This is a genomic window from Pseudomonas sp. ITEM 17296 (assembly GCF_028895205.1).
GTDB classification, from domain to species: Bacteria; Pseudomonadota; Gammaproteobacteria; order Pseudomonadales; family Pseudomonadaceae; genus Aquipseudomonas; species Aquipseudomonas kermanshahensis.
The window spans coordinates 99,553-121,208 of sequence record NZ_WJRS01000002.1 but is presented as its reverse complement, the minus strand read 5'-3'; the positions used below and the strand labels follow the sequence as shown (position 1 = coordinate 121,208).

The following is a 21,656-nucleotide window of genomic DNA, read 5'->3' as shown; positions in this document are numbered from 1 at the left end:
GGCCGGCTAACCCGACACGCCAGACTTCGGATTATCGCACTCGCGAAAAAGGCCAAGGCGGTAAAGGGTAATGGTGTCAATGGAAGGGGGCGCAAGGGTAAGAGGCTTATCCGAAAAGGCAAAAGGACCTTTTGAACGCAAGGCAGGTACTGCGATGAAACGCTGGTGGTTCAAACCGCAAAAAGGCCTTCCCGAAGAGATAATCCCCGCTGCCGAGGGATTTCTTCAACCAGTGTCGGCGGAATCACTGCTCGCTGCCAGCCACCGGAAAAGGCTGCTCGAGCGCATCTGGCAATACACGGCCCTCTCCCCGCTACAGTTCGAACAACTCTACCTCGAACCGATTCGTCGCTACGCCACCTATGTACAGCAACTACCGGCCAGTGAGAGCCATCACCATGCCTATCCAGGGGGCATGCTCGACCACGGCTTGGAGCTGGTGGCGTGCAGCCTGAAGCTGCGCCAGTCCTACCTGCTCCCCAGCGGGGCCGCACCGGAAGACCAGGCCGCACAGGCAGACGCCTGGAGCGCCGCCATTGCCTACGGTGCCCTGCTCCACGACGTTGGCAAGGTTGCCGTCGATCTCCAGGTGGAGTATCAGAATGGCGTGGTGTGGCACCCCTGGCACGGCCCCCTGAACCAGCCTTACCGGTTCCGCTACCACCTCGACCGGGATTACCAGCTGCACGGTGCCGCCGCCGGGCTGCTGTATATGCAGATCCTGACGCCCACCCTTCTCGACTGGCTCAGCAGCTACCCAACCTTATGGGGGCATTTGCTCAACTTGCTCGCCGACCACTACGAGCACGCCGGCAACCTCGGAGAGCTGGTCCTGCAAGCCGACCGGGTATCCACGGCACAGAACATCGGGGCCAACCCGACAAAGGCACTGCAAGCACCCAAGCATTCGCTGCAGCATCATCTGCTAACAGGGCTACGCCACCTGATCAAAAACGAGTTCAAGCTTAACCAGCCCGGCGCGGCCGGCTGGCTCACCGAAAACCACCTGTGGTTGGTCAGCAAAACCGCGACCGACAAACTGCGTGCCTACCTGCTGGCTCAATCGGTGGACGGTGTTCCCTCCTCCAATATCGCCTTGTTCGATGAGCTGCAATCACATGGATTGGTGGACGCATCACCGGAAGGAAAAGCTGTGTGGAGCGCAGCTGTCACAGACGGGGACTGGCAGCATCGCTTTACCTTTCTCCGCCTGCAGCCGAGCCTGGTTTGGGCCGCGGGACCCCGGCCAGGCTGCTTTAAAGGAACGGTGGAGCCCATGATGGAACATCCTTTGCCGGCCGGTGAAACCTGCGAGTCGGCTTTGAATCGACAGCAACCAACGCCGGAAGAAAAACAGCCCGTACACGAGCACCCGAACCAGGATTTTGAGTATCTAGACGATTTGATGGGCATGTTGCAAGAACCGAGCGAGGTCGAAACTGGACCAAGCGCGGGAAGCCTGCAATCCACCATTGCGCCCCCCAAGGATGCCGAGGGGCTGGCCTTCCTCGAATGGCTGCGCAAAGGAGTTCTCAATCATCGCTTGATGGTCAACGACAGCAAGGCCAAGGTCCACACCGTAGACGGCACTTTTTTCCTGGTCACCCCGGGCCTTTTCCAACGCTATGCTGCCGAGCACCCAGAGCAGTCGGAGGGAGGCAACCAGATCGAACATTGGCGGCGCATTCAGCGTCAATTTGAGAAACTGGGCATTCATCAGAAACGAGCTAATGGGCAAAATATTTGGACCTGCGCGGTGAGAGGCCCTCGCAAAAAAAGCGTTCTAAATGGCTACCTGCTGCTAAGAGCAGTAGAACTTACTAGTGAGCATCCGGTAGACAACCCATACCTCGCATTGGTCAGGTAAACCAACCTCGAGGGACAGACAGGGACCTTGAAGCTTGATAGAGAGCTACCCGCTTTGATAGGGAGATTTAGACCATGGCGATATTTGTAAAGGAAGCTGCTAGCGAACCTTTACGCTAAACCCGCTAGCGGAATTTGCGCAGTTGGCTATCGTTCATGCTGTCATATTGGAATCACGACCTGAAGCGAAGGTGATTTCGAGTCAATAAGGATGGGCTGTTTCAAAAAGCGGATGGCTCGGCACAGCAGCTGCTAAGCCATCTGGGCGAGCAGCTACAAACGGAAGGTTTACGACATGTCTAGATGTACAGCACCGGTACATGGTCATCGTTCAGCAAGCGCAAGAGCAGCTTGTCCCGCATGTGGTGGCGGATATAGCGGGTACGGATCGCGATCGTACTCATCCTCGCACTACGCACCATCCTACTCCCCCCCGTCCCAGGGCGGGGGTGGTCGCAGTAGTGGCGGTTCGTCCAGCAGCGCAAAGCCGCGTTGGTCTAAACCCGGATCCTCTGTGGCCTACACCTCAGCGGAGGTAAGAACCCTCACACCGGTACGCGAGAACATCGAAAAGCGTGCGACAGTACCTGATTTACGTGACGTCTTTCTTTGTCACGCCTGGGACGACAGGAAAGGTTCCGCGAAGGAGCTGCATGATGTACTCGAGTCGCTCGGTGTTTCCGTTTGGTTCAGTGAGAAAGATGTCCTTCTAGGCTCTTCGTTACTGCGTGAAATTGATAAGGGATTGGCGAAATCTCGAGTAGGAATTGTGCTAGTCACCCCAGCTTTGCTCCGCCGTCTAACGGCCGAAGGCATCGCCGACAAAGAGCTTTCCGCACTCCTCGCAAGGGATTTACTGGTTCCCATCATTCACGACACAACTTATGAATCGCTGCGCGAAGTCAGTCCTTTACTCGGTTCGAGAAGCGGCCTAAGCACTGCTGAAGATACGTTTGGAGATATCGCAGCCAAGCTTGCCGAGTTGGTGACCCCGTAGTTTCACTGTCCATACGTACTGGTTTTACTTAGAGGCACGTTATCAATCGAAGGAGTTGAGTAAATGAGTATTAAGCCCGGCCCCAAACCGATCGCTGAATCCACCGGCAAAAAGGACCAGCGCCGTCGTGTTACCGAAGAAAACAAATCCAAACATCCTGACCTGGAAGTACATAAACACAAAAAAGGTGACTGACCGTGAAAACAGTGAGAGGGGAAGAACCATCCAGAATAGGCCGCTTCTAAGCGTGTAGCGACGGCCATACCACGACCGTCGCTTTACGTTTTCAGATCTCCGTCGGCTCCGCCATCTCCAATTGTTCATCGAATTCAGTACCTCGTCTCTAAACAGAAGTAGCCCGTCACGCGTCCTGCTCAGGTTCTGGATCACGCGCGGCCCTTTTGAGTGACTGGATAAGGCGCTTGAAGCCTTTGGTTTGAGCAAACTTCTTGTAGAGGGCCGGGGTGATTTCAGACAGCTTGGCAACAGCTTCCCCCATCGTGTTCCTGAGTTCTGTCGAGTACTTGAACGCCGCGATCTGCTCGGCCTTCGCATCGAAGAATTTGGCCAAGGCGGGAAGGCTGTCGGGGTTGCGGCTCAGGTACGCCAAGAACAGGACGATCCGTTGAACCTCTTGCGGGTTAGACGGCTGAACATCCGGGATGAGATGGCCATATTTCGATAGCGGGATTGCGAAATCATCAGGCTCCACCGACTCCGCGAAGAGCATCTTCCTCAATCGAATACCGATGACGTTACGCTGCTGGGCATCAAGCAAACTGAGCAGCGAATCCATCATGGCGTACTGGGGCGCTCCCCACGGCGAAGTCACGGTGCCGCTGGCGACGGAGTTGAGCACGTTGACCAAGGCATCGCCAACAGCCGCGTTCGACTGTATAGGCTCTTGATTGCTCACTATCCCATTGAGGATTGCCTGGTGCTGCTTGGCCCCCGCCGAGATGGTCTGTACCCACTCATCACATGTCCGCTCCTCGCTCGTGAGCTGCTTGAGTAGACCCTCCCGAGTTTTCGGCAGCACAGTTTTATCCGCCTCCATGACGACACTAATCAATCGGACGTCCGCCTTTAGAGCGTCCTTGGTGGCTTCTGCAATATAAGTGTCCCAAGCTGTGAGCCAAGCCGCGAAGTCGGCCTCAGCAAGGCCAACCTTGGAAAGCGCCTGAGTAATCACGCTAAATTTGGTAGCAACCATTTGGGAGCTCAGGTGCCCAATACGCCGCTCTTGAATGAGGTGAGCCAGGTAGGTCGCAACCGACTCACCCACTTGGGCGTCGTCAATCAGTTGGAACAAAGCCGCTGTGGTAAGCGATGCGTTTGCCAAGGCCCGGAAGACTGACGACTCGAAGACATCATCTAGATCATCGAGCTTGGCGAGCGAATCGGCGTCGGCTTGCCGAATGTACGTCACTGCCGCCACCGCCTTTATCAGCGGACTGGTATTGTTCGCCAGCAACGTTGTAATCGCGGTGACGGTGACCTGGTCGACAGTCGCAGCCAACCCAAGCCCCAGCACCGCGCTATCCACTTCGCCTGCAGCGCCTGTGGCTTTCGCCAGAATGGCCACGTCACCAGCCGAGATGCCACCGGTAATACCGCCGCCAAACCTACGCTCGCGGTACAACCATTCAAGCGCAGGCACGACGTAATTGTTCGGCATTGCCGCTATGCCCATCTGGTGATCGGCACAGCTGACCAGCTGCGCGTGTGCATCTGGCAGCCCAGCGTTCGCAAAGGTAAACCCACTGGCCTTGATCACGTTCAGATGGGCAATATCAGGCAGCAGGTGCATCACATACTCGGAACGCTTAACAACAACTGCTTCAAACTCCAGCCCTAGCGCTTGGAGGTAATAGTCGTATTCCTGCATCAGATCCCAGGCCGGCGTCAGCTGCTCAGGATCAAACGCACCGTTCAAAATTTTCAGCAGGCCGGTTTTCAGCTGGCTGCCATGATTAGCAAGCAACCGAGCCTTCAACCCACGGCCTCTGCAATACCGCACGGCTTCGTAGAACTCCTCAGTCCCCGCTTTCGATTCGCCGAACAGATCAAGTTGCGTGTTATTGATCAGCTGCAGGAGCGGCTCAATCCAGTCGCCTTCACGCGCCTGATGTGCCTGGGAAATGGTTGGCAACAGAGAAGCCAGCGATGGACGCTGGGATAGAAGGCGCTTCATGGCGTCAGAGAAGCCGAACAGTGAAGTAAGCTCGCCCAACGCGTCGTGATCCTCGTTGGCAAAGGCTGCTGCCAACGGCGTGTCCAAGAGCTCCGCGATCGCGATATCACCCGTGGTCAGATAATGAATCTGCAGGAATTGGATCTGCCACCCGGTCTCCATGGAATCGCCAAGAGTGGCGCCCAGCAGGGTTTTAGTGTCCTTGACCAGCCCCGCTTGCTCCTCCCCAACTTCTTTCTGATAGGTATCCGAGAACCCATCCGTTCGCAGTGTCTCCACCAGCGAAAGGTCAGCATATTTACAGAGCAGGAGATGGCTGGCGATGGCCAGGAGACTGATCTCCTCCCCTACCACCAAGGCTGTCGTGGCAATGTCGTTGATGAATTTCTTCTGCAGCCGGGGCGTGACCAGGTTGTTGGCCATGGGGCTGTGGCGCTGCAGCAGTTGTGCGCAGTGCTCAATGACGTTCCCATCGCTATCCGGGAAGCTGTGGTTCCACAACTGACGGAAGCCATCTTTCCAGCCCGAGGTGATGACCGGCGGAGAACGGAAAACCACCGGGAATTTTTTCGCTATGAAGTCCCTGGCATCGTACCGTCGATCTCCGTCTGCCTTCAGGTATTCCGCCACCTTGTTGGAGCAAAACGGCACGATCACCGTCAGGTTCGCAGCCTGGGTAGCGACCTCAATAAAGATCTCCAGGTCGCTCCACACCGACCGCAGGCTGTCCTTTGGCAGGCGATCAAGGTTGTCCAGGATGATGACAAAACGCTTGTCCTCAACCACCTTCAACTGTTCAAGAAGGGTCTTCTTGAGATCAAGGGGCGTCACCTCTTTGCCAACCTCAACCTTCTCCTGAATATGATCGTCACTAGAGCCCTTGAATAGGCTCAGAAGGCTCCATTTCTGGGTGCCGACCCGCACCTTCCTATGCCAGAGCTTGGCGGCGCCAAGGATCAGCATCGGGCTGCAAAATGAAAGGAGGTGCACCCCTATAAGCCACCAGAAGGGGTCTTGCAGTGTGTTGGTGAGCGCGGCGGCTTCCGGCGACGTCCCTGTGATGGCCGCATGGGAACTGCGCGAAAGTGCAAAAAGCTCCCGGAATGAGGTGGCGGCGAAGAACAGACTGGCGACCAGTGCCAACGCCCAGGCACTGACCCGGCTCGTTGTCCGTTTGTTGTATTCGAACAAGCGACCGAGGGCTCGATCGCGAGAGGCTTTCAGGGTCTCGGCAGCCCTGCTGACATGAGGCACTTCTTTGAGCACCTCATCAGTGAAGAGCTCGATGAAATTGCTCTTCGTCGACCCTTGGTAATTCTGCTCGCAGTCGAAAAACCAGACCCTGAAATCAGAGTCAGCTGCCGTCAGCTTTGCCTTCAGCATGCTCAGAATCGAGCTCTTGCCGGAGCCGAACTCACCATCCAGGCCGACAACCTTTGAGGGGCCGTCACTCAGCAAATGACGGTGGATCGCGCTCGCCACCTTGTCATGACTACCACCGGGGAACACGTCCTGAGTTGCAGGGTGCTCGGTATGGAAATTGATCAACCGCATAGAAGTCCTTTTATGCACCTCTGCGTGCCATCCCCGAGAGCAGAGAATGCCGCTGGAGCCAGATTGCCCGAACCAGGCGATGACACCGCAGATGATGTCAGCTCGTGAAAACCACCATATGTAGTGATGAGCCCGTAAAAAACCACAAGATAATGACATATTGACTGGATGGCAAGCTGCCAGTAAAGCTAGCCTGTGGTGGTGTGCTTGGGAGCTGCGGCGGAACGGTTTTGCATTCAAAAACAACCTTGCAAATCACCGCCAGCGTAGTGAGATCATCCAGTGCAGTTAGAACATTCAGTGCAGTTAGATCATTCAGTGAGATCATGAATGCAGGGAGAGAGAATGAGCGATCAGACTAGGCCATCCGAAGATCAGGACGGGGTGCGAGGAGCCGGACAGGAGTCGGACATTGCGACGGGCATGGCGCCGGTTCTGGAAGCGCCCGTAGCACCGGATACGATTATCGATAATGAACCAGATCGCTCCCGGCTCGAATTTGCTTCTGTCGATGATTTCCAGCATACCGAGATCAATCGGCTGCTGGAGACTGTCGATACGCTCGACTTTTACTCGCTCGACTCTGAGCTGAGCTCACGCTCCAGGCAGGCGCTGACGGACAAGAATTACAGCGGCTATCGGGCTTATAGAGTGCTCATGGTGGTGTGCTCTTACCATTTCTCCGTAGATCGCCAAGACGCATTCGGCCCAAGGTTGATCAGTGACGGCATGCGCACGCCCATCCCTGCCGACATCGCTGGAGAGCAGAGCCAAGCCCTTGCCACCATCGCCGAAATAATCGACCACCCCCTGCTCCGAGCTCGGGTGGCAGATGTGGCTTGGTACAACCATCGAAACCTGCATCGAAGCGCCGGCTTGGCGATCACTTCCTACTGTCAAGCGATCGAGTTCTACCTGGACGACAAGCTCTCGTTCAGGTACGAGCCACCCTCTGGGCTGTCCTCCAAAGTCGTCGATCTGATCGAGAGGGCCTTCCACATCGTAGCCAGCACAGGCAAGCGGAAAACACCACCCGAGATCGTGCTCACAACGTGGAACCGTCTCTACACCCACGCCCAGAAACTGAGGTGTTTTACGTCGTTTGATCGATTGGCTCGGCTAGGCCAATCCTTCAACCTGATTGAATGGGCACAAGTTGCGCAGGATGCGGAGAAGTCGGCAAACGCCGCCGCCGCCGGCGAATACGCCATGGCCGTCAAAGTCGTGTGGGAGCTCGCCGCCCTCGCCCATCATCAGTCCAAGGATCACACTGGCTTCAAGCGCTGCAAGTTAAAGGCGATCGAGCAGACGCTCAGGATGCGCGAAGGCGTAGACAGCTTCATGGCCAGAGCCAGCTGGACGCGAGATGCCATAGGGGAGCTTCGGGCTATTCCAGGCATGCATGCAGAACTGGAAGCGTTGAAGGCCGAGTTGCTGGAGCTGCAAGCGCAGGCTGCTCACGAGTTCTCTTCCTTCCAGATCCCGATGGATTTGAGCGAGGAGCGCCAAGGCACCATCAATATCTTCAAGGATCTGACGCTTCCAGAATTTTTCTACACATTTACCCGGATCTGCGGGGTACCGGAGAAAATGGCGCTGCACACGGACATCATCCGTGGCCGCAGCGACTCATTCCTGTCCGACCTTTTCAACGGGCAAATCTATACCGACGCTCTGGGCCGGGTAGTCACACAAGCACCGACCATCAATCTCAACGAAACACCACCACCTGAATGGTATGACTATGAGAGCCTTCACTACTTGGACATCCATTACCAAATGTGGGTTGAAAGCCGAATAAAGCCAGCAGCCCGAACCCTTATGACCAAATTCGCTGTCGACGATCGGCACCTGATGGCCATCGTGTCAGCTAGCCCCTTCGTGCCGTCAGGATTCGAGGACATCTATGCCCTGGGACTCGCGCGCTTCCTTCAGGGCGACATGATGTCCGCCTGTCATCTACTGTTCCCACAGCTCGAAAACTCGCTACGCCATGTGCTCAGCGACGCGGGGATCGATACATCGAAATTGAACGAGGAGCTACTGCAAGAAGACAGGTCGCTGAGTGCGCTGCTGGCTACCCGACGAGAGCAGTTGGAGTCGGTTTTTGGCATCGACCTGATCTATACGATTGACCTGCTGTTCAACCTCAAAGGCGGCCCTTGCCTGCGCCACGAGCTAGCACACGGAAAACTGGCATCGGGTACCTGCTACTTGCATTCCAGCATGTATGCGTGCTGGCTCATGTACTACCTGATTTGCTTGCCGTTGCAGCGGTGTTGGAGCACGCATGTCGCCCCACAACTAGAACGGATTTCACTCTAGACACTATACGAAATGTATTTGAGCGAACGCCAGGCAACGCCACAACCTGAGGCCAAACTAGACGACAATCGGGGGAGACCGTCCGGTATGGGTTGCCCAAAAGAACGATGAACTTAACAGCAGCCAGCAGATCGCATTAAGGTCCCGCAGCTTAGAGATGCGGGGCCGTTCGGCGGAAATTTCCAACGACGCACACTGAAAGCCAGAGCCCAAAGTATGGGCTAGGGTATGGGCCAGAAACGAGCAGGCACAAAAAAGCCCTGAAAAATCAGGGCTTTAATGGGAATTAGTGGCGGAAGCGTAGGGATTCGAACCACGAATCCCCCATCGTTAGAACCTGTCGGCTGCGCGCCATCGCTCATTAAGCGGCTGTCGTTCACTCAAATCTTGATCTTAAGGCCATGTGATTCTGACGACTCAGATTCCAGAGTCGAGGGCCATTAAAAATTCGGTGGGGCAAAAAGTGGGGCAAAATTGCTAAGCAGGGAAAAACGTCCGGCCATAAAAAATCCAGCCACCGCTAAGTGACTGGATTCTTTGGAGTTTTTTGGTCGGGACGGAGTGATTCGAACACTCGACCCCTTGCACCCCATGCATGCCGAACCTTTGAAACTCTGTAGCGAGGTCGCGGCTCAGCTAGAATTCTGAACTCCTAGGAAGCGTGGTCGTCCAGTAGGTCGCCCCTGGGCAGATGACACCTACCCTCGTTCCACCTGCCTCTCCGCGGAGGTACACTGAAGTCCGGCGTGTGCCACGCCGAGAACTGTCAGAAATCGCTATTCTCGTTCGCGTATCCACGTGAGGGTATCGGGGGTATTTTTGAGGGTATATTTCTCTAAAACCGGCCAGAAAACCCTGCCCTAGAGCTATGTCAAAATGTTTTTTGGCTTGCCTGAGAGCTTATGATCCGCACGTCGAGACTATAAATGTGAGAGTGCCGAGGAAACTAGGGGCGATTCGTGCGTTACCGATAATATCATCGCGGATCAGCTCATCGCGCGAAGCACCATAAAGCAGGTCTCTAATATTCAATGCGTCCAGCGCCCCTTCTGCATGGTCACCGCACACTCGATCGGCGATCAGCCCCATAGTGGCCAGGAGCACCTGGGGCGCTGCTGGTGCCAAGCCCCCTGATGCCGCACCAGTTGGCCGATCTCACTCGCCGGCTACGTCGGCAGCCACTGCAGCATATCCTTCAGGCAGTCATTTGGATCATGTCCCTTTTCTACGTACGCTAGATCAGACTCATGATTGCTGTTGCCCGTTTGCCCTGCGTAGCGCGCCAGCGAACAGCCAGTTCGTGCAGCGTCCACGACCGTTTCTGGTTCTCGACCTTCCCTTCAGATTGGGTCCCGGATTATGCTTGATGGCAGCCCTTAGCCATCAGAATGGTTCATGACCTAAGGATCAGTTGCAGACATGGAAGAGGATAGTGAAGTGCTATCTAAGGAACGCGCGTGGGCGCTGATTCGTGGGACAGTCACAATCATCAATCTTGATCAAAATCCTGTCAGCGCAAGCACCCGTGGTGCATTGCTCACGGAAAAGGGAATTCTACGTGCCACTTGATCAATGGATCTCGGACTTTCTGTCCGGGCGTGGGCTGAAAGAGCCAGATGGACGCCCCCTTTTCGCTTACAAAACTTCTTTTGAAGAGTTTGAGGTACTCCGCCAACTCCTGCAGAAGCTTCCCGCAGGGCAAAACATCAATCCTTGCTACCCTCAAGCTTGGCTGCTGTTCGCCGCTGAGTGGTGGAAACGAGAATATCCCGGTGGCGCATGGCGCTGGGGGCCGCTGTGCGAGGCCGCCGGCCAGCGGGGAATGACCCACGATAAGACTCGCAAGCTGGTCATTGATGGGCGCTGCTTATGGCGTCTGCAGACCGACATAAAGGATGAAGGTAAGCGCTTCATTGGCCTGGTCGCGGTGAATGGCGGTTTGCCCATGCGCCTGGTCGAATCGGCGCAGGGCGCGCTATCCGGCCTGCTGCGCATGGTCACCGAGCAGGCGCTGGGCTACGGCCTGCACGATGAGCAACTACGTCAGGCGATCGAGGCCCAGGCAGCGCTTTTGCCCGTCTGCTACCAGCAGGCGCCGGTTTATGAGTTGCTGGACAATCTGGTTAAGGCGGTGCTTCATATCCGCAGGACCTATGCCCTGCTAGGTGCCGATGATCCGATTGCAAAGCTGCAGGAGGAATGCCCTCAGTGGGAAGAGCTCTTTCCCATCGCGCTCGACAGTCAGGCCGCAGCCAGCCTCATCAAGGGTCTGGTCCGGGGCATTGTCACCATCACGCCCAATTCCAGACGTCCCCCCTTTCAGATTCAGCGTGGCCTACGCTTCAGCTCCGACGGCTCCAAACCCGTCTACGAGCTGACCTTTGCAATGCAGGCACAAGCCAAACGAGATCAGGTTGCCGCATCACTGGGGTTGGCTTCTGATCGACTGCCACCACACTTCCAGATGCTGCTGCGCATCGGCGAGCGGGAATACCTGGTCGGCGAAGCCCTGCTCAGGGATGAGGAGTATCAGCTGATAGCCAGGCAGCTGCCGGCCATTCACAACCTAAATGAGGCCGCGCAATTGATCGTCAGTCGCTGGGGCGCGACACTGCACATCGCCGACCTGCCTGGAGGCGAAGCGCTGAGCCCAGACGAGCCGTTGATATTCGAGAATGCCTATCCCTTTGCTCGATTGCTCGCTCAAGGCGATGCGCTGGTCAAGGGAGAATCGGCGCTGGCAGTCATGCCGGCAAAAACCATAGTGTTTACAGAGGATGGCGAGGTTCGCGAGCTTCACGATTGCCTTTCCGATGAGCAAATGCTGTTGGAACTTCCGGCCGGCACAACCCGGCTCACTTACCGCAAACAACCTTTCATTGTCACCGTAAGCGCCAACGCTCCCCACCACCCCGAAGCCTACTGGCAAGGCAACAGCTTGGAGGCACTCTCCATACCGGGCCTGCTGTACCACGGCACACCGCGCCTTCGAGTAGAACAAAGTGCAGGCTTATCCAACTTCGCACCCGCCCATGAGCTGTTTGTTCGCACGCAAGGCAAGGAGTTACCGCTCGCCCAGGCCCAGTCACCGGGGCTATGTCGGCTAATTTGGCGCAGGAATGGCCAGCGCCTGCTAAACACCCGTGCCGTGCTCCTCCCAGAGGGCGCGTCCGTCACCTACGTGCCAGGTGCCTGCGCCCTTGAAGGAAGTATTCGTCTCACCAACTGGCCTGACTTGCCCGTACGCTGCGAGAACGTAGAGATTGAGCTGAAAAGCCGCCATGATGGGAAAGACTTGGTTCTCATACTAAAGAGTTCGAGCGCCCGGCCCAAAACCTCGGTGTCGCTATGCCTGCAATGGCCCGATGGCGAGCAAAGGATCACGCTGCCATTCCCTGGCAATGGGATCACTCTGCAGCGCAACAGTACCCCTCTCAAGCCGAATCAGGCCTTGACCATTGAGGAGTTGATTGGTTGTCGCGCTGTACTGATGTCGTCACAGGGCGCTGAACACTGGCAGGTTCGCCTAACGTCCAGTGGAATCGACGCCCGCTCCACTCTGTCCCAGGAAATTCGCTACACCGGGATTCGCGAAATTCGTCTGTTCGAGCTGATCCCGGCGATCCAGCAGATGCTTTCCTGTCGCCCAGGACTCGATCATGCTGTCCAGTTGGAGCTTATGCATGCTCACCAGACACGTGCTCGCCTTCAAGTAGGACGCTATTCGACACGCATCCGCCTACACAGCCAAAGAGAGATGGCGTCCCTGAGCGATGGTGGTCGCGATCTTCTGCTTGAACAGACCCAGGCCGAAGGCCTGATGCTGGGTTTGCCACTGGCGGAGCCAGACCATGAGCCGGTCAGACTGCCACTACATTTCTCCGAGCAAGTGTTCACCGGGAGCTGGCTAGTTAGACTGCCGACAGATGTAGTAGGCCCCTGGCTGCTGTACACCCCCGACGACTCACTGTTGCACAGTCGCCCGACCGTTGTCCCTCCGACCACAAGCGACCTTTCGAAGGCATTTACCCCGCTGACCCAGGCGCTCTGCGAGGCGGATGATAAAGAGCGCATGCTCCTGCTCAGATCGGCCCTACACTCGATGACCGCTGATCCGCAGGCCGCGGATTGGCAAAGGTTGGAGCTGCTGTTGGACCGATTGCACCACCTGCCGCTGGCCAGCTTGGATATTTGCCAGGCACTGATACGTGAGCCGCAGGCTCTTGCCATGGCAACACTGCTGCTGGACGGTTTCTCCACCCGCCTGGCTGAACGCCTACCCTCCGAGTTGCCCTTCGAGTGGTTGCTTATCGCACCAAACCACTGGTTCGACACCTTCGCGAAAATTCGCAAGCAGTTTGCCGCCAGCGATGCCCGCCTCTTGTCGGTCATTCGCAACGACATCCAGAGCAAGAGCCAGTACCTGTCCCGCTGGCAACCCGCGCTGCGCTTCATTTTCGAGCAGGGCTTTCACCGCTACTTCGATCTCGAAAGTCCGGATGTTGGATTCTTCCTGAGAAATCCCTCAATGCTCACGGGAATTTGGTTAGATCGACTTTTTGACGATGGAGAGAAATCTGCCATGCAGCAGATGTTCCACCGTAATCCTGCTGAAACCCATCAATATCCTGGCGCAGGGAATACAGATATCGGGGCATTCTTGAAAACTACTCACGGCCAAATGCTACTCCGCCGCAGCAAGCTTCCTGCCAACGACTTCAAGTTGGCCGTAGTGATGCTGCCTTTCATGGCTGCCTTCGATACCCATGCCGGTCATGGCCAACAATGGCAAGCCGACCCGACGCGCCTGTTCAGTCTCAGAAACGCTCGCCAGTTCGATACGGTCTGGTTTGATTTGGCCTATCAGCTAGGCCTAGTCATGGCACAAGTCGACTCGATCCAGAAGTGATGAATCCCATGCTCTATCAAAAGAATTATTTTTCCGCCCTGACCACCAACCTCAGCATCCGCAGTGAACGTGCGGCTCAGGGCCTGCTCAGCCTTGGCAATCCCCATCTGCGTCAGTTCCTACATGATCAGCTGACCGCATCTCCCGGAACTCCGGGTGCCTGGCTTGCGGATCCGGTTTTCGAGCCGACCTTTGGCTGGGATGAAAGCGATGAAACCATGAGTTCTCTGGCAGGAGGCAGCTTGCTGCACCGACGACTTGCCGAGGCCATGGCTTCCCCGCCCAAGGATCTTGCCCAGGAGTACTCCTTCCCCGGCGACCGCCATCTATTCACCCATCAATTGGCGGCCTGGAAAATCCTCAACAGTCCGGAGCGGAAATCTCTGGTGGTGACCAGCGGCACCGGTTCGGGCAAGACCGAATGCTTTCTGGTGCCCGTCCTCAACCATTTGGCAAAAGAGATCGAGGCTGGTGAAGACCCAGAAGGTGTTCGCGCCCTGTTTATCTACCCGCTGAACGCGCTGATCAACTCGCAGCAAAACCGCTTGGATGCCTGGACCGATGGTTTTGGCGGCCAGATTCGACACTGTCTGTACACCGGCGCCCTGGAAAATGAACGTAAGGCTTCGGACCAGCAGTACAAAGGTCAGGTAATCGACCGTAAGAGCCTGCGCGAACGTCCGCCACAGATGCTCGTAACCAATGCCACCATGCTGGAATATATGCTCATACGCAAAGACGATGAGCCCATCCTGAAGAAATCTGCGGGCAAACTGCGGTGGATCATTCTTGACGAGGCGCACACCCATATCGGCTCCCAGGCTGCCGAAATGGCACTATTGCTACGGCGTGTGATGCTTGCCTTCAAGGTTGAAGCGAAGGATGTGCGTTTTGTTGCGACTTCGGCCACTTTTGGCTCGGATGAAAAGACCATCGAAAGCCTGCGCGAATTCCTCGCTGACATAGGCGGAGTTGCTCCGGAACAGGTAGAGGTAGTGCAGGGCCATAGGGATATCCCCGGCCTGTTGGATGTGACGCCCGATGCCAAGCATGACCAGCCTGCCGCCATTGCAGCCATCGATGCCGAGCAGGAACAATCCGCTCCGCGCTACCAGCGCCTCGAGTCCAGCCCGACAGCCAGGCGTCTACGTTCCTTGTTCATTCCTGCGGGACAAGTGAAACCACAAAGCCTAAAAGGGATGACCCGGGAGTCCGATCTAAGTCCTGTCCAACTGCTGGCCTGGCTGGATTTGATGTCAGGCACCAAGAATGCCGCTGGCATTTCCTTCCTGCCATTACGTGCCCATCTCTTCCATAACGTGATCCCAGCGATCCGAGCCTGCGTGGACCGTAACTGTACACACAAGGCCAGCACCGCACTCAACCATGCCGACTGGCCATTTGGCATGGTGTATACGGAGGAGCGAACCCATTGCAACTGCGGCGCGCCGCTCATGCCGCTAGTTTCCTGTGAAGAGTGCAACGAGAGTTTCTTGCAGGCTGTTGCTACCAACCATGGGAAACTGATCGACCCATCACAACAGCAGGTCGATGAATTCTCCTTGGACGAGGAAACTGCCGATACAAATGATCCGACTGAAGACCGCATCTCACTAACCCAAACCCTGATAACCAACCGACCAGTCAACTACAGCTACCCGGAGTTTCTGGATCCTACCAGCCAGAAGCTGATGTTCGACGGCCCCAAGGACGGATACATCGGGCTGCAGCTATTCAGCAGCAACAAAAATGAATGCCCATGCTGTGGTGCAACCATTCAAGGGCGCAGCCTATTGCGCCCCGCACGTATTGGCACCCCCTTCACCCTGAGCACAGTGATTGGAACCCTGCTGGAGTTCTGCACGCCAGACTCGATGCCGACAGGCAAGCCGTTCCAGGGCCGCAAGCTGATCTCCTTCACTGACAGCCGCCAAGGTACCGCTCGTATTGCGGTCAAGCTGCAGCAGGACTCCGAGCGCAACAGAGTTCGAGGACTGGTTTATCACCGCCTTTTGCAAGCGCAGCCCGCCTGCACTCTATCAGGGGAGGAACAGCACGAACTGCATGAGCTGCTGGAACTTGAGGCAGCGGAGAAATTGGGGCGCTTCGAGCAAAAGTACTTACAACAGTTGCTGGAAAAGCAGGCTGAATACGCCAAAGGTGCAGAAATCAGCTGGACCGATATGGTCAACCATCTGGCCGGCACGCCGGAGCTGCAGATGGCCATGCTGGACTATTATCACAGCCTCGCCCCGAAGACTTTTGGCAAGCAAGACAGCATCGCCCTAGCCAGTATGCTTCTCGCACGCGAGTTCTATCGCCGACCAAAACGTGCCAATAGCTTGGAAACACTGGGACTGGTGCAGGTTTGCTATCCCAAGCTGGCAAGCATCAGCAGCAAGCCCATGGCCTGGCCTGCGCACCAGACGGTCGAGTCCTGGCGCTCTTATCTGAAGGTGCTGTTGGACTTCTTCGTTCGTGAAAACACCGCTCTGAATATCGACAAGCGGTGGCAATCGCTGATCGGCGCCAAAGTCAGTCCCAAGTGGGTGGTAGAGCCTATTTTCGATGGTAAGGCGGACAAGCTTTCCCGGCGTTACACGCGCTGGCCGGCAGTCAATACCGTCAATGGCATTCAATCACGCGCAATCCTGATGCTCTGCAAGGCTTTCAACTACTCCACGTCTACACACAGGGATCAAATTGACTCGATCCTGAGGGAAGCCTGGCATGCACTTACCCAGCAGACGAAGCTGCTGATTTCGTCCGGCGACGGATATCAGCTTGATCTCAAGGACGTGAGCTTTCGTCTGCCCAACGAGGTCTATCTCTGCCCTGTATCTCGGCGCTTTATCGACACGCCGTTTGAGCAGCTCAGCCCTTACACCCCCCGTACCGACCGTAACATGGTCATAAATGTGTTGCCCTACACCTTGCCCCGCCCACCGGAAGCCCTTCTGCATATTTCCGGCGATGATGGACTGCTGGCGATCCGCGAATGGCTAAATCAGCACCCTGATATTCAGCAGCTTCGTAAAGCTGCTCTCTGGTCGGACGTTATGGATCTGGTCATTGAGGGCGGAAACTATTTCCGTGCAGCCGAGCACTCGGCCCAACAATCCAAAAGCAAACTGGATGTCTACGAAGCCCTGTTCAAGACAGGCAAGCTGAACCTGCTTAGCTGTTCGACCACAATGGAGATGGGGGTAGACATCGGCGGCATTAGCGTGGTGGCCATGAATAACGTCCCACCGCACCCAGCCAACTACCTGCAGCGGGCTGGCCGTGCAGGCCGCCGCCGCGAAGGACGCTCTCTGGCCTTGGCCGTCTGCAAGAATACCCCGCATGACCAGAGCGTGTTCAACAGCCCACTCTGGCCCTTCAACACCCCCATGCGCATGCCCAAGGTGTCTCTGCAAAGCCCCGATCTGATCCAGCGTCACGTCAATGCCTGGTTGCTCTCGCACTGGCTCAAGCACGTTGTCACAGCCCAGGAAATCAAGTCGATGACTGCTGGCACGTTCTTCCTCGAAGGCGAAATGCCCATGTCGCTGGCGACTCGTTTCTGTCTGTGGTGCAACAATCAGGCAAGCAAAGTGGAGCCACTGGTGGCTCAGGCCCTCAAAGACATCACTTGTCGCAGCATTCTTGATTCAACTCCGCAGCCTGCACTGCTTAAGCGCACCAGCACCAACCTGAGCGGAATCACGCAGGCATGGCAACAGGAGCACTCGGCCAGCTACGCGCAACTGCAGCAGATTGACGACAAGAAAGCCGCAGCCTCCCGCGCCATGGAAGCCCAGCTCAGTCGCATTGAGAAGGAATACTTACTCAGCGAGCTGGCTAACCGGCGCTTCCTGCCGGGGTATGGCTTCCCGACGGACATCGTCAGCTTCGACAATCGCTGTATGCAGACCCTGAAGCAGGAAGAAACTGACAAACGCGAGGACAACCGCGCCCGCTATCGCTCGCTGGCATCTCGAGACCGTATCACCGGGCTACGCGAATATGCACCAGGAGCCGAACTGGTCATGGACGGTCTGGTCTACAAATCATCCGGCATCACACTGAACTGGCACGCCCCGGCATCTGCCGAAAACGTTAAGGAGCTGCAGCTCTTCAAAAAAGCTTGGTTCTGCCGTCATTGTGGAGCCAGCGACGCCGCAATCAACCCAGGACTGGAAATCAACTGCCAGGAATGCGGTGCCCCTATCGGACGGGAGGATATCCGGGAGTATCTGGTGCCTGCAGGCTTTGCCGTGGACTTCTTCGACGAACCGCACAATGACATTAGCCAGCTGCAATATGTGCCTGTCCAGGCTCCGTGGCTGAATGTACCTGCTAACTGGATCTGCCTGGCCAACCCGGCATTCGGTCAGTTCCGCTTCAGTCAGCAGGCCCACCTGTTCCACTACACCTCAGGAGCCAGCCAGAAGGGCTTCGCCATCTGTCTTGAGTGCGGGAAAGCAGAGCCCATGCTAAGCCATCCCGATACGGCTGCTCCAGCCAACGAACAACATCTGCCAGCCATCTTCCGCCAGAAGGCGGAACACAAACGCCTGCGCGGCGGCAAGAGTGACGATGGGGAGAATATCTGCCCCGGCAGCCACAACAACTGGAAAATCAAGCAAGGTATCCACCTAGGCCATGACAGTCTCACCGATGCGCTTGAGTTGGTACTACGCAATCCCTCCAGCGGTGAGCTCTTGTACGATGATGTCTCTGGCTATTCGATCGCGGTAGCACTTCGGGAAGCGATCGCAGCGGAACTGGGCGTGCAAACTGAGGAGTTGGGTTGTGACTGCCGCCCGATCAGGGTTGATGGCTATCCTGCCAGTGCCATCCGGGTCTTCGACCTGCGTAGCGGTGGGTACACCACACAGGCAGCAGAGCGACTGAATGAGTCCAGCCTGTGGCAGCGGGTTATCAGCCGTCTCGACAGCTGCAACTGCACGCATGCCTGCCAGCGTTGCTTACTCAGCTTCGACACTCGCTTTGAGGCTGATCGCCTCGATCGCCATGCCGCACTGGCATGGATCAATCAGGCCTGGCTTGCCGGGCTGGCACTGCCAACCGAGCTCGCGGTCTTCGGCCCGCAAAGCCGGGCGGAAATTTCCACCCTACAGGAAGCCGTCGAGCAGGCTCTCACCCAGGACGACACTGCGAAGACCCTTGCTGTTTATCTCTCGGCTCCAGCCGAAGACTGGGATCTGGCCGTCGCACGCCGTCTGCGACATCAACTGCAAAGCTGGGAAGCAGCCGGGCATCAGGTGCAATTGCACATACTGGATAGCACCTATGCAGCCCTGCCAGCTGACCAGAAGGAATGGCTTGTAAGACTCACCTTCAGCGGCATCCAGATCTGCCTCCATGAGACCATGCCGGATCTTGGTGCTCTAGCGCTGAACATCACCCTGCAGGGGCCGCGATGCAACACCGCCTGGGCCAGCGACAATGTGCACCTGACTATCCCGGGCCATACTTGGGATCTAGCTGCGGCCGGTGCGCGGATTGTTCGGGGAGCACCACCCGCGCTGCTATCAGATCGAATACTGAATGCACCTGACCTGATGCCAACCACAACCCCCGGCCTGATCAAGGTTGAGATCGGAGGTCAGTTGGATGGTTCGCTCAGCGGCTTTGCCAAACGCTTCTGGGAACATCTCAGAAATGAGGCAGGTAGCATCCTAGACGAGGCATTGTCAGGCGATGACCCTATTACAGAGCTGGTCTACAGTGATCGATATGTATGCAGCCCGCTGGTCGTGAACCAGTTGGTCAACGTTGTTCATGAGCTTGGACGAGTCAGTGCTACCAACTTCGCCATCCGCATCCAGGGTCGCCAGTACCAAAAGGATGACAACCGGGCGCCATGGCAATGCCGGCATGACTGGCACTCATCTCGCGAGCGCGACGATGCCATCTGCCAAGCATTGGAATACTGCGGCCTTAGCGGCGAGGTGCTCAGCCTTTCGTCCTTGCCGCACTTCCGCCAGTTGCACCTGCAACTCCGCTCCGGCAAAAAACTGACGGTCCAGCTTGATCAGGGACTTTCGTATTGGGAGGCCGACCGTAGCGAGAAGTCCTATATGCTCAAATTCGACTTCGCAACGAATCAACTTGGAGAGGAAATTCTGGAACATATCCGGTGCAGGGTTGTAGCTGCCAGCGATGAGAACACCCAGGTTTTCCTTTCCGTTACCTGATAGCCCCGTAATGTAGGGCCGGCTCACGTCGGCCATTTACAATAAACTGAGACAGGCTCGGGTCAAATCAACTCCACTGACCATGGCGTCACTTCTTCAATGGACCATGTCACCATGTTCAACCGTAAGGGGCCGGCGAACACACCTTACGAAGGAGCACCGCCGCCTGGCGACTCGCTACTGTAAACTCGCAACAAGTTATGCAGCGATGGTCACATTGGCCTGCTGCCGGCGGTGCTTACGACACCTCTTTTCGTACAGTGCCTAGGACTCGTTATCTACCACGTGCTTGTGCCCCGCAGAAAAGTGGCGCTTTGCTATCTATATGGGTAGCATGGCCTAATCTCCCGCAACCTGATGTCGATAGACGACGGTTAAGAACAAGGAAGTCTTATGCGCCAGATGGTCACACGCTGCCCGGACTGTTTCTCCTCCTTTAGCCCCCTTACTCCTTTCTCTAAGCCTTCCCGGCATCACTGGCTGCCATCAGCCCCTATGCGTCCTTTCCACTCTTCGTTAGCACTTTCCGTTTTTCAATGAACTCGTGCGACCAGCGCGGCCTGCACACCGGCCTATTCATCATCATTTCCAAGGAGTATCGCGCATGAACACTCCCTTTGACCCATCGAAATTTACGGCTCCAAAAGCCAAGCCACTGCCCGTTATCCTTTTGCTTGATGTCAGCGGCAGCATGGGCGGAGAAAAGATCGACAACATGAATGAAGCGGTGCGCGACATGCTCGACGTGTTCCGTGGCAACGAGACCAGCGAGACCGAAATCTGGGTCTCGATCATCACGTTCGGCTCAGAGGTCACACTGCATCAACCCCTGGCCAGTGCCAACAACATTCAGTGGCAGACACTTGCAGCCAGCGGCATGACCCCGCTGGGTGTCGCGCTTGAAATGGCCAAGGCAATGATTGAAGACAAGGACGTTGTGCCATCGCGCGCTTATCGCCCGACCGTGGTGCTGGTCTCGGACGGACAACCGAACGATGGCTGGAAAGGCGCGTTGCGTGACTTCGTAGACGAAGGACGCTCCGCGAAATGCGATCGTATGGCCATGGCCATCGGGGCCGATGCCGACGAGGCGGTTCTTGGAGCATTCATCGAGGGCACGCAAAACCCGCTTTTCTACGCAGAAAATGCCCGGCAAATGAAAGACTTCTTCAAGTTTGTGACCATGTCGGTGACCCTCCGTACCAAATCGCAGGCACCTAACGCCATACCGCCAGCGAGCTCGATCAATGTCCAGCCAACGACCATTGGCGCCCGACAGGAGTCAGCGGTGCCGACGGCACCCGATGCAGATGATGGAGGCTACTGGTAATGGCACAGGCAATTGGCGATCCGGAAGAACTAGAGCGCTTTGCGTATGCACTGCAAAGATTCACCGACGCGCTGAACGACAGTGTTGGCGCTCTGGATGGCGCATTCCTGTCGCTCGGTGACACCTGGCAGGACGAGAAGCGCTCGCAGTTCGAAGACGAGTTCAACATGCTCGTCCAGCAACTCCATCAGTTCAACGCGAATGCGACTGAGCAGGTGCCCTACTTGATCGCCCTGGCGTCACGCCTGCGCGATTACCTTCAGAGCTGAGGACGT

At 56.5% G+C, this 21,656-nt stretch carries 10 protein-coding genes and 1 pseudogene; 10 read left to right on the top strand and 1 reads right to left on the bottom strand.

Features of this window, described 5'->3' with window-relative positions:
- The first annotated feature begins 154 nt into the window (after window positions 1-154).
- The 3 genes from mobH to GIB19_RS03065 all read left to right on the top strand — a co-directional run bounded on the left by mobH (window position 155) and on the right by GIB19_RS03065 (window position 3,058).
- On the top strand, window positions 155-1,867 hold the full coding sequence (gene mobH / locus GIB19_RS03075) for a MobH family relaxase (protein WP_274883464.1): 1,713 nt from the start codon (window positions 155-157) through the stop codon (window positions 1,865-1,867).
- Window positions 1,868-2,380: 513 nt separating this feature from the next.
- Window positions 2,381-2,863, top strand: coding sequence for a toll/interleukin-1 receptor domain-containing protein (locus GIB19_RS03070; RefSeq protein ID WP_274883463.1), 483 nt, complete (start codon window positions 2,381-2,383; stop codon window positions 2,861-2,863).
- A 63-nt stretch (window positions 2,864-2,926) separates the two neighbouring features.
- On the top strand, window positions 2,927-3,058 hold the full coding sequence (locus GIB19_RS03065; RefSeq protein ID WP_256122401.1) for a hypothetical protein: 132 nt from the start codon (window positions 2,927-2,929) through the stop codon (window positions 3,056-3,058).
- A gap of 166 nt (window positions 3,059-3,224) precedes the next feature.
- Here GIB19_RS03065 and GIB19_RS03060 read toward each other — a convergent pair whose 3' ends face one another.
- Window positions 3,225-6,611 (bottom strand): P-loop NTPase fold protein, encoded by a 3,387-nt coding sequence (locus GIB19_RS03060; RefSeq protein ID WP_274883462.1) that lies wholly within the window; start codon window positions 6,609-6,611, stop codon window positions 3,225-3,227.
- A 345-nt stretch (window positions 6,612-6,956) separates the two neighbouring features.
- Here GIB19_RS03060 and GIB19_RS03055 point away from each other — a divergent pair, with 345 nt between their 5' ends.
- The 7 genes and pseudogenes from GIB19_RS03055 (at window position 6,957) to GIB19_RS03025 (ending at window position 21,650) form a co-directional block, all read left to right on the top strand.
- A complete protein-coding gene (locus GIB19_RS03055) occupies window positions 6,957-8,936 on the top strand; it encodes a DUF4209 domain-containing protein (RefSeq protein ID WP_274883460.1) in 1,980 nt (659 codons plus the stop codon).
- Window positions 8,937-10,355: 1,419 nt separating this feature from the next.
- A complete protein-coding gene (locus GIB19_RS03050) occupies window positions 10,356-10,505 on the top strand; it encodes a hypothetical protein (protein ID WP_274883459.1) in 150 nt (49 codons plus the stop codon).
- Window positions 10,495-13,845, top strand: a complete 3,351-nt coding sequence (locus GIB19_RS03045; protein WP_274883457.1) for an STY4851/ECs_5259 family protein — start codon at window positions 10,495-10,497, stop codon at window positions 13,843-13,845. Before GIB19_RS03050 ends, GIB19_RS03045 begins: the two co-directional genes overlap by 11 nt.
- Before the next feature lie 8 nt (window positions 13,846-13,853).
- A complete protein-coding gene (locus GIB19_RS03040; RefSeq protein WP_274883455.1) occupies window positions 13,854-20,051 on the top strand; it encodes a DEAD/DEAH box helicase in 6,198 nt (2,065 codons plus the stop codon).
- Between the two features lie 151 nt (window positions 20,052-20,202).
- A pseudogene (locus GIB19_RS03035) lies at window positions 20,203-20,319 on the top strand (IS5/IS1182 family transposase); the annotation flags it as partial.
- Window positions 20,320-20,655: 336 nt separating this feature from the next.
- On the top strand, window positions 20,656-21,381 hold the full coding sequence (locus GIB19_RS03030) for a vWA domain-containing protein (protein WP_274883453.1): 726 nt from the start codon (window positions 20,656-20,658) through the stop codon (window positions 21,379-21,381).
- On the top strand, window positions 21,381-21,650 hold the full coding sequence (locus tag GIB19_RS03025) for a WXG100 family type VII secretion target (RefSeq protein ID WP_258641893.1): 270 nt from the start codon (window positions 21,381-21,383) through the stop codon (window positions 21,648-21,650). The genes GIB19_RS03030 and GIB19_RS03025 overlap by 1 nt, the downstream gene beginning before the upstream one ends.
- Window positions 21,651-21,656 lie beyond the last annotated feature (6 nt).

Excerpts from the sequence above, each read along its gene's own strand:
- mobH (WP_274883464.1), top strand. The coding sequence starts at position 155 with ATGAAACGCTGGTGGTTCAAACCGCAAAAAGGCCTTCCCGAAGAGATA.
- GIB19_RS03065 (WP_256122401.1), top strand. The coding sequence starts at position 2,927 with ATGAGTATTAAGCCCGGCCCCAAACCGATCGCTGAATCCACCGGCAAA.
- GIB19_RS03060 (WP_274883462.1), bottom strand. The coding sequence starts at position 6,611 with ATGCGGTTGATCAATTTCCATACCGAGCACCCTGCAACTCAGGACGTG.
- GIB19_RS03055 (WP_274883460.1), top strand. The coding sequence starts at position 6,957 with ATGAGCGATCAGACTAGGCCATCCGAAGATCAGGACGGGGTGCGAGGA.
- GIB19_RS03050 (WP_274883459.1), top strand. The coding sequence starts at position 10,356 with ATGGAAGAGGATAGTGAAGTGCTATCTAAGGAACGCGCGTGGGCGCTG.
- GIB19_RS03040 (WP_274883455.1), top strand. The coding sequence starts at position 13,854 with ATGCTCTATCAAAAGAATTATTTTTCCGCCCTGACCACCAACCTCAGC.
- GIB19_RS03030 (WP_274883453.1), top strand. The coding sequence starts at position 20,656 with ATGAACACTCCCTTTGACCCATCGAAATTTACGGCTCCAAAAGCCAAG.
- GIB19_RS03025 (WP_258641893.1), top strand. The coding sequence starts at position 21,381 with ATGGCACAGGCAATTGGCGATCCGGAAGAACTAGAGCGCTTTGCGTAT.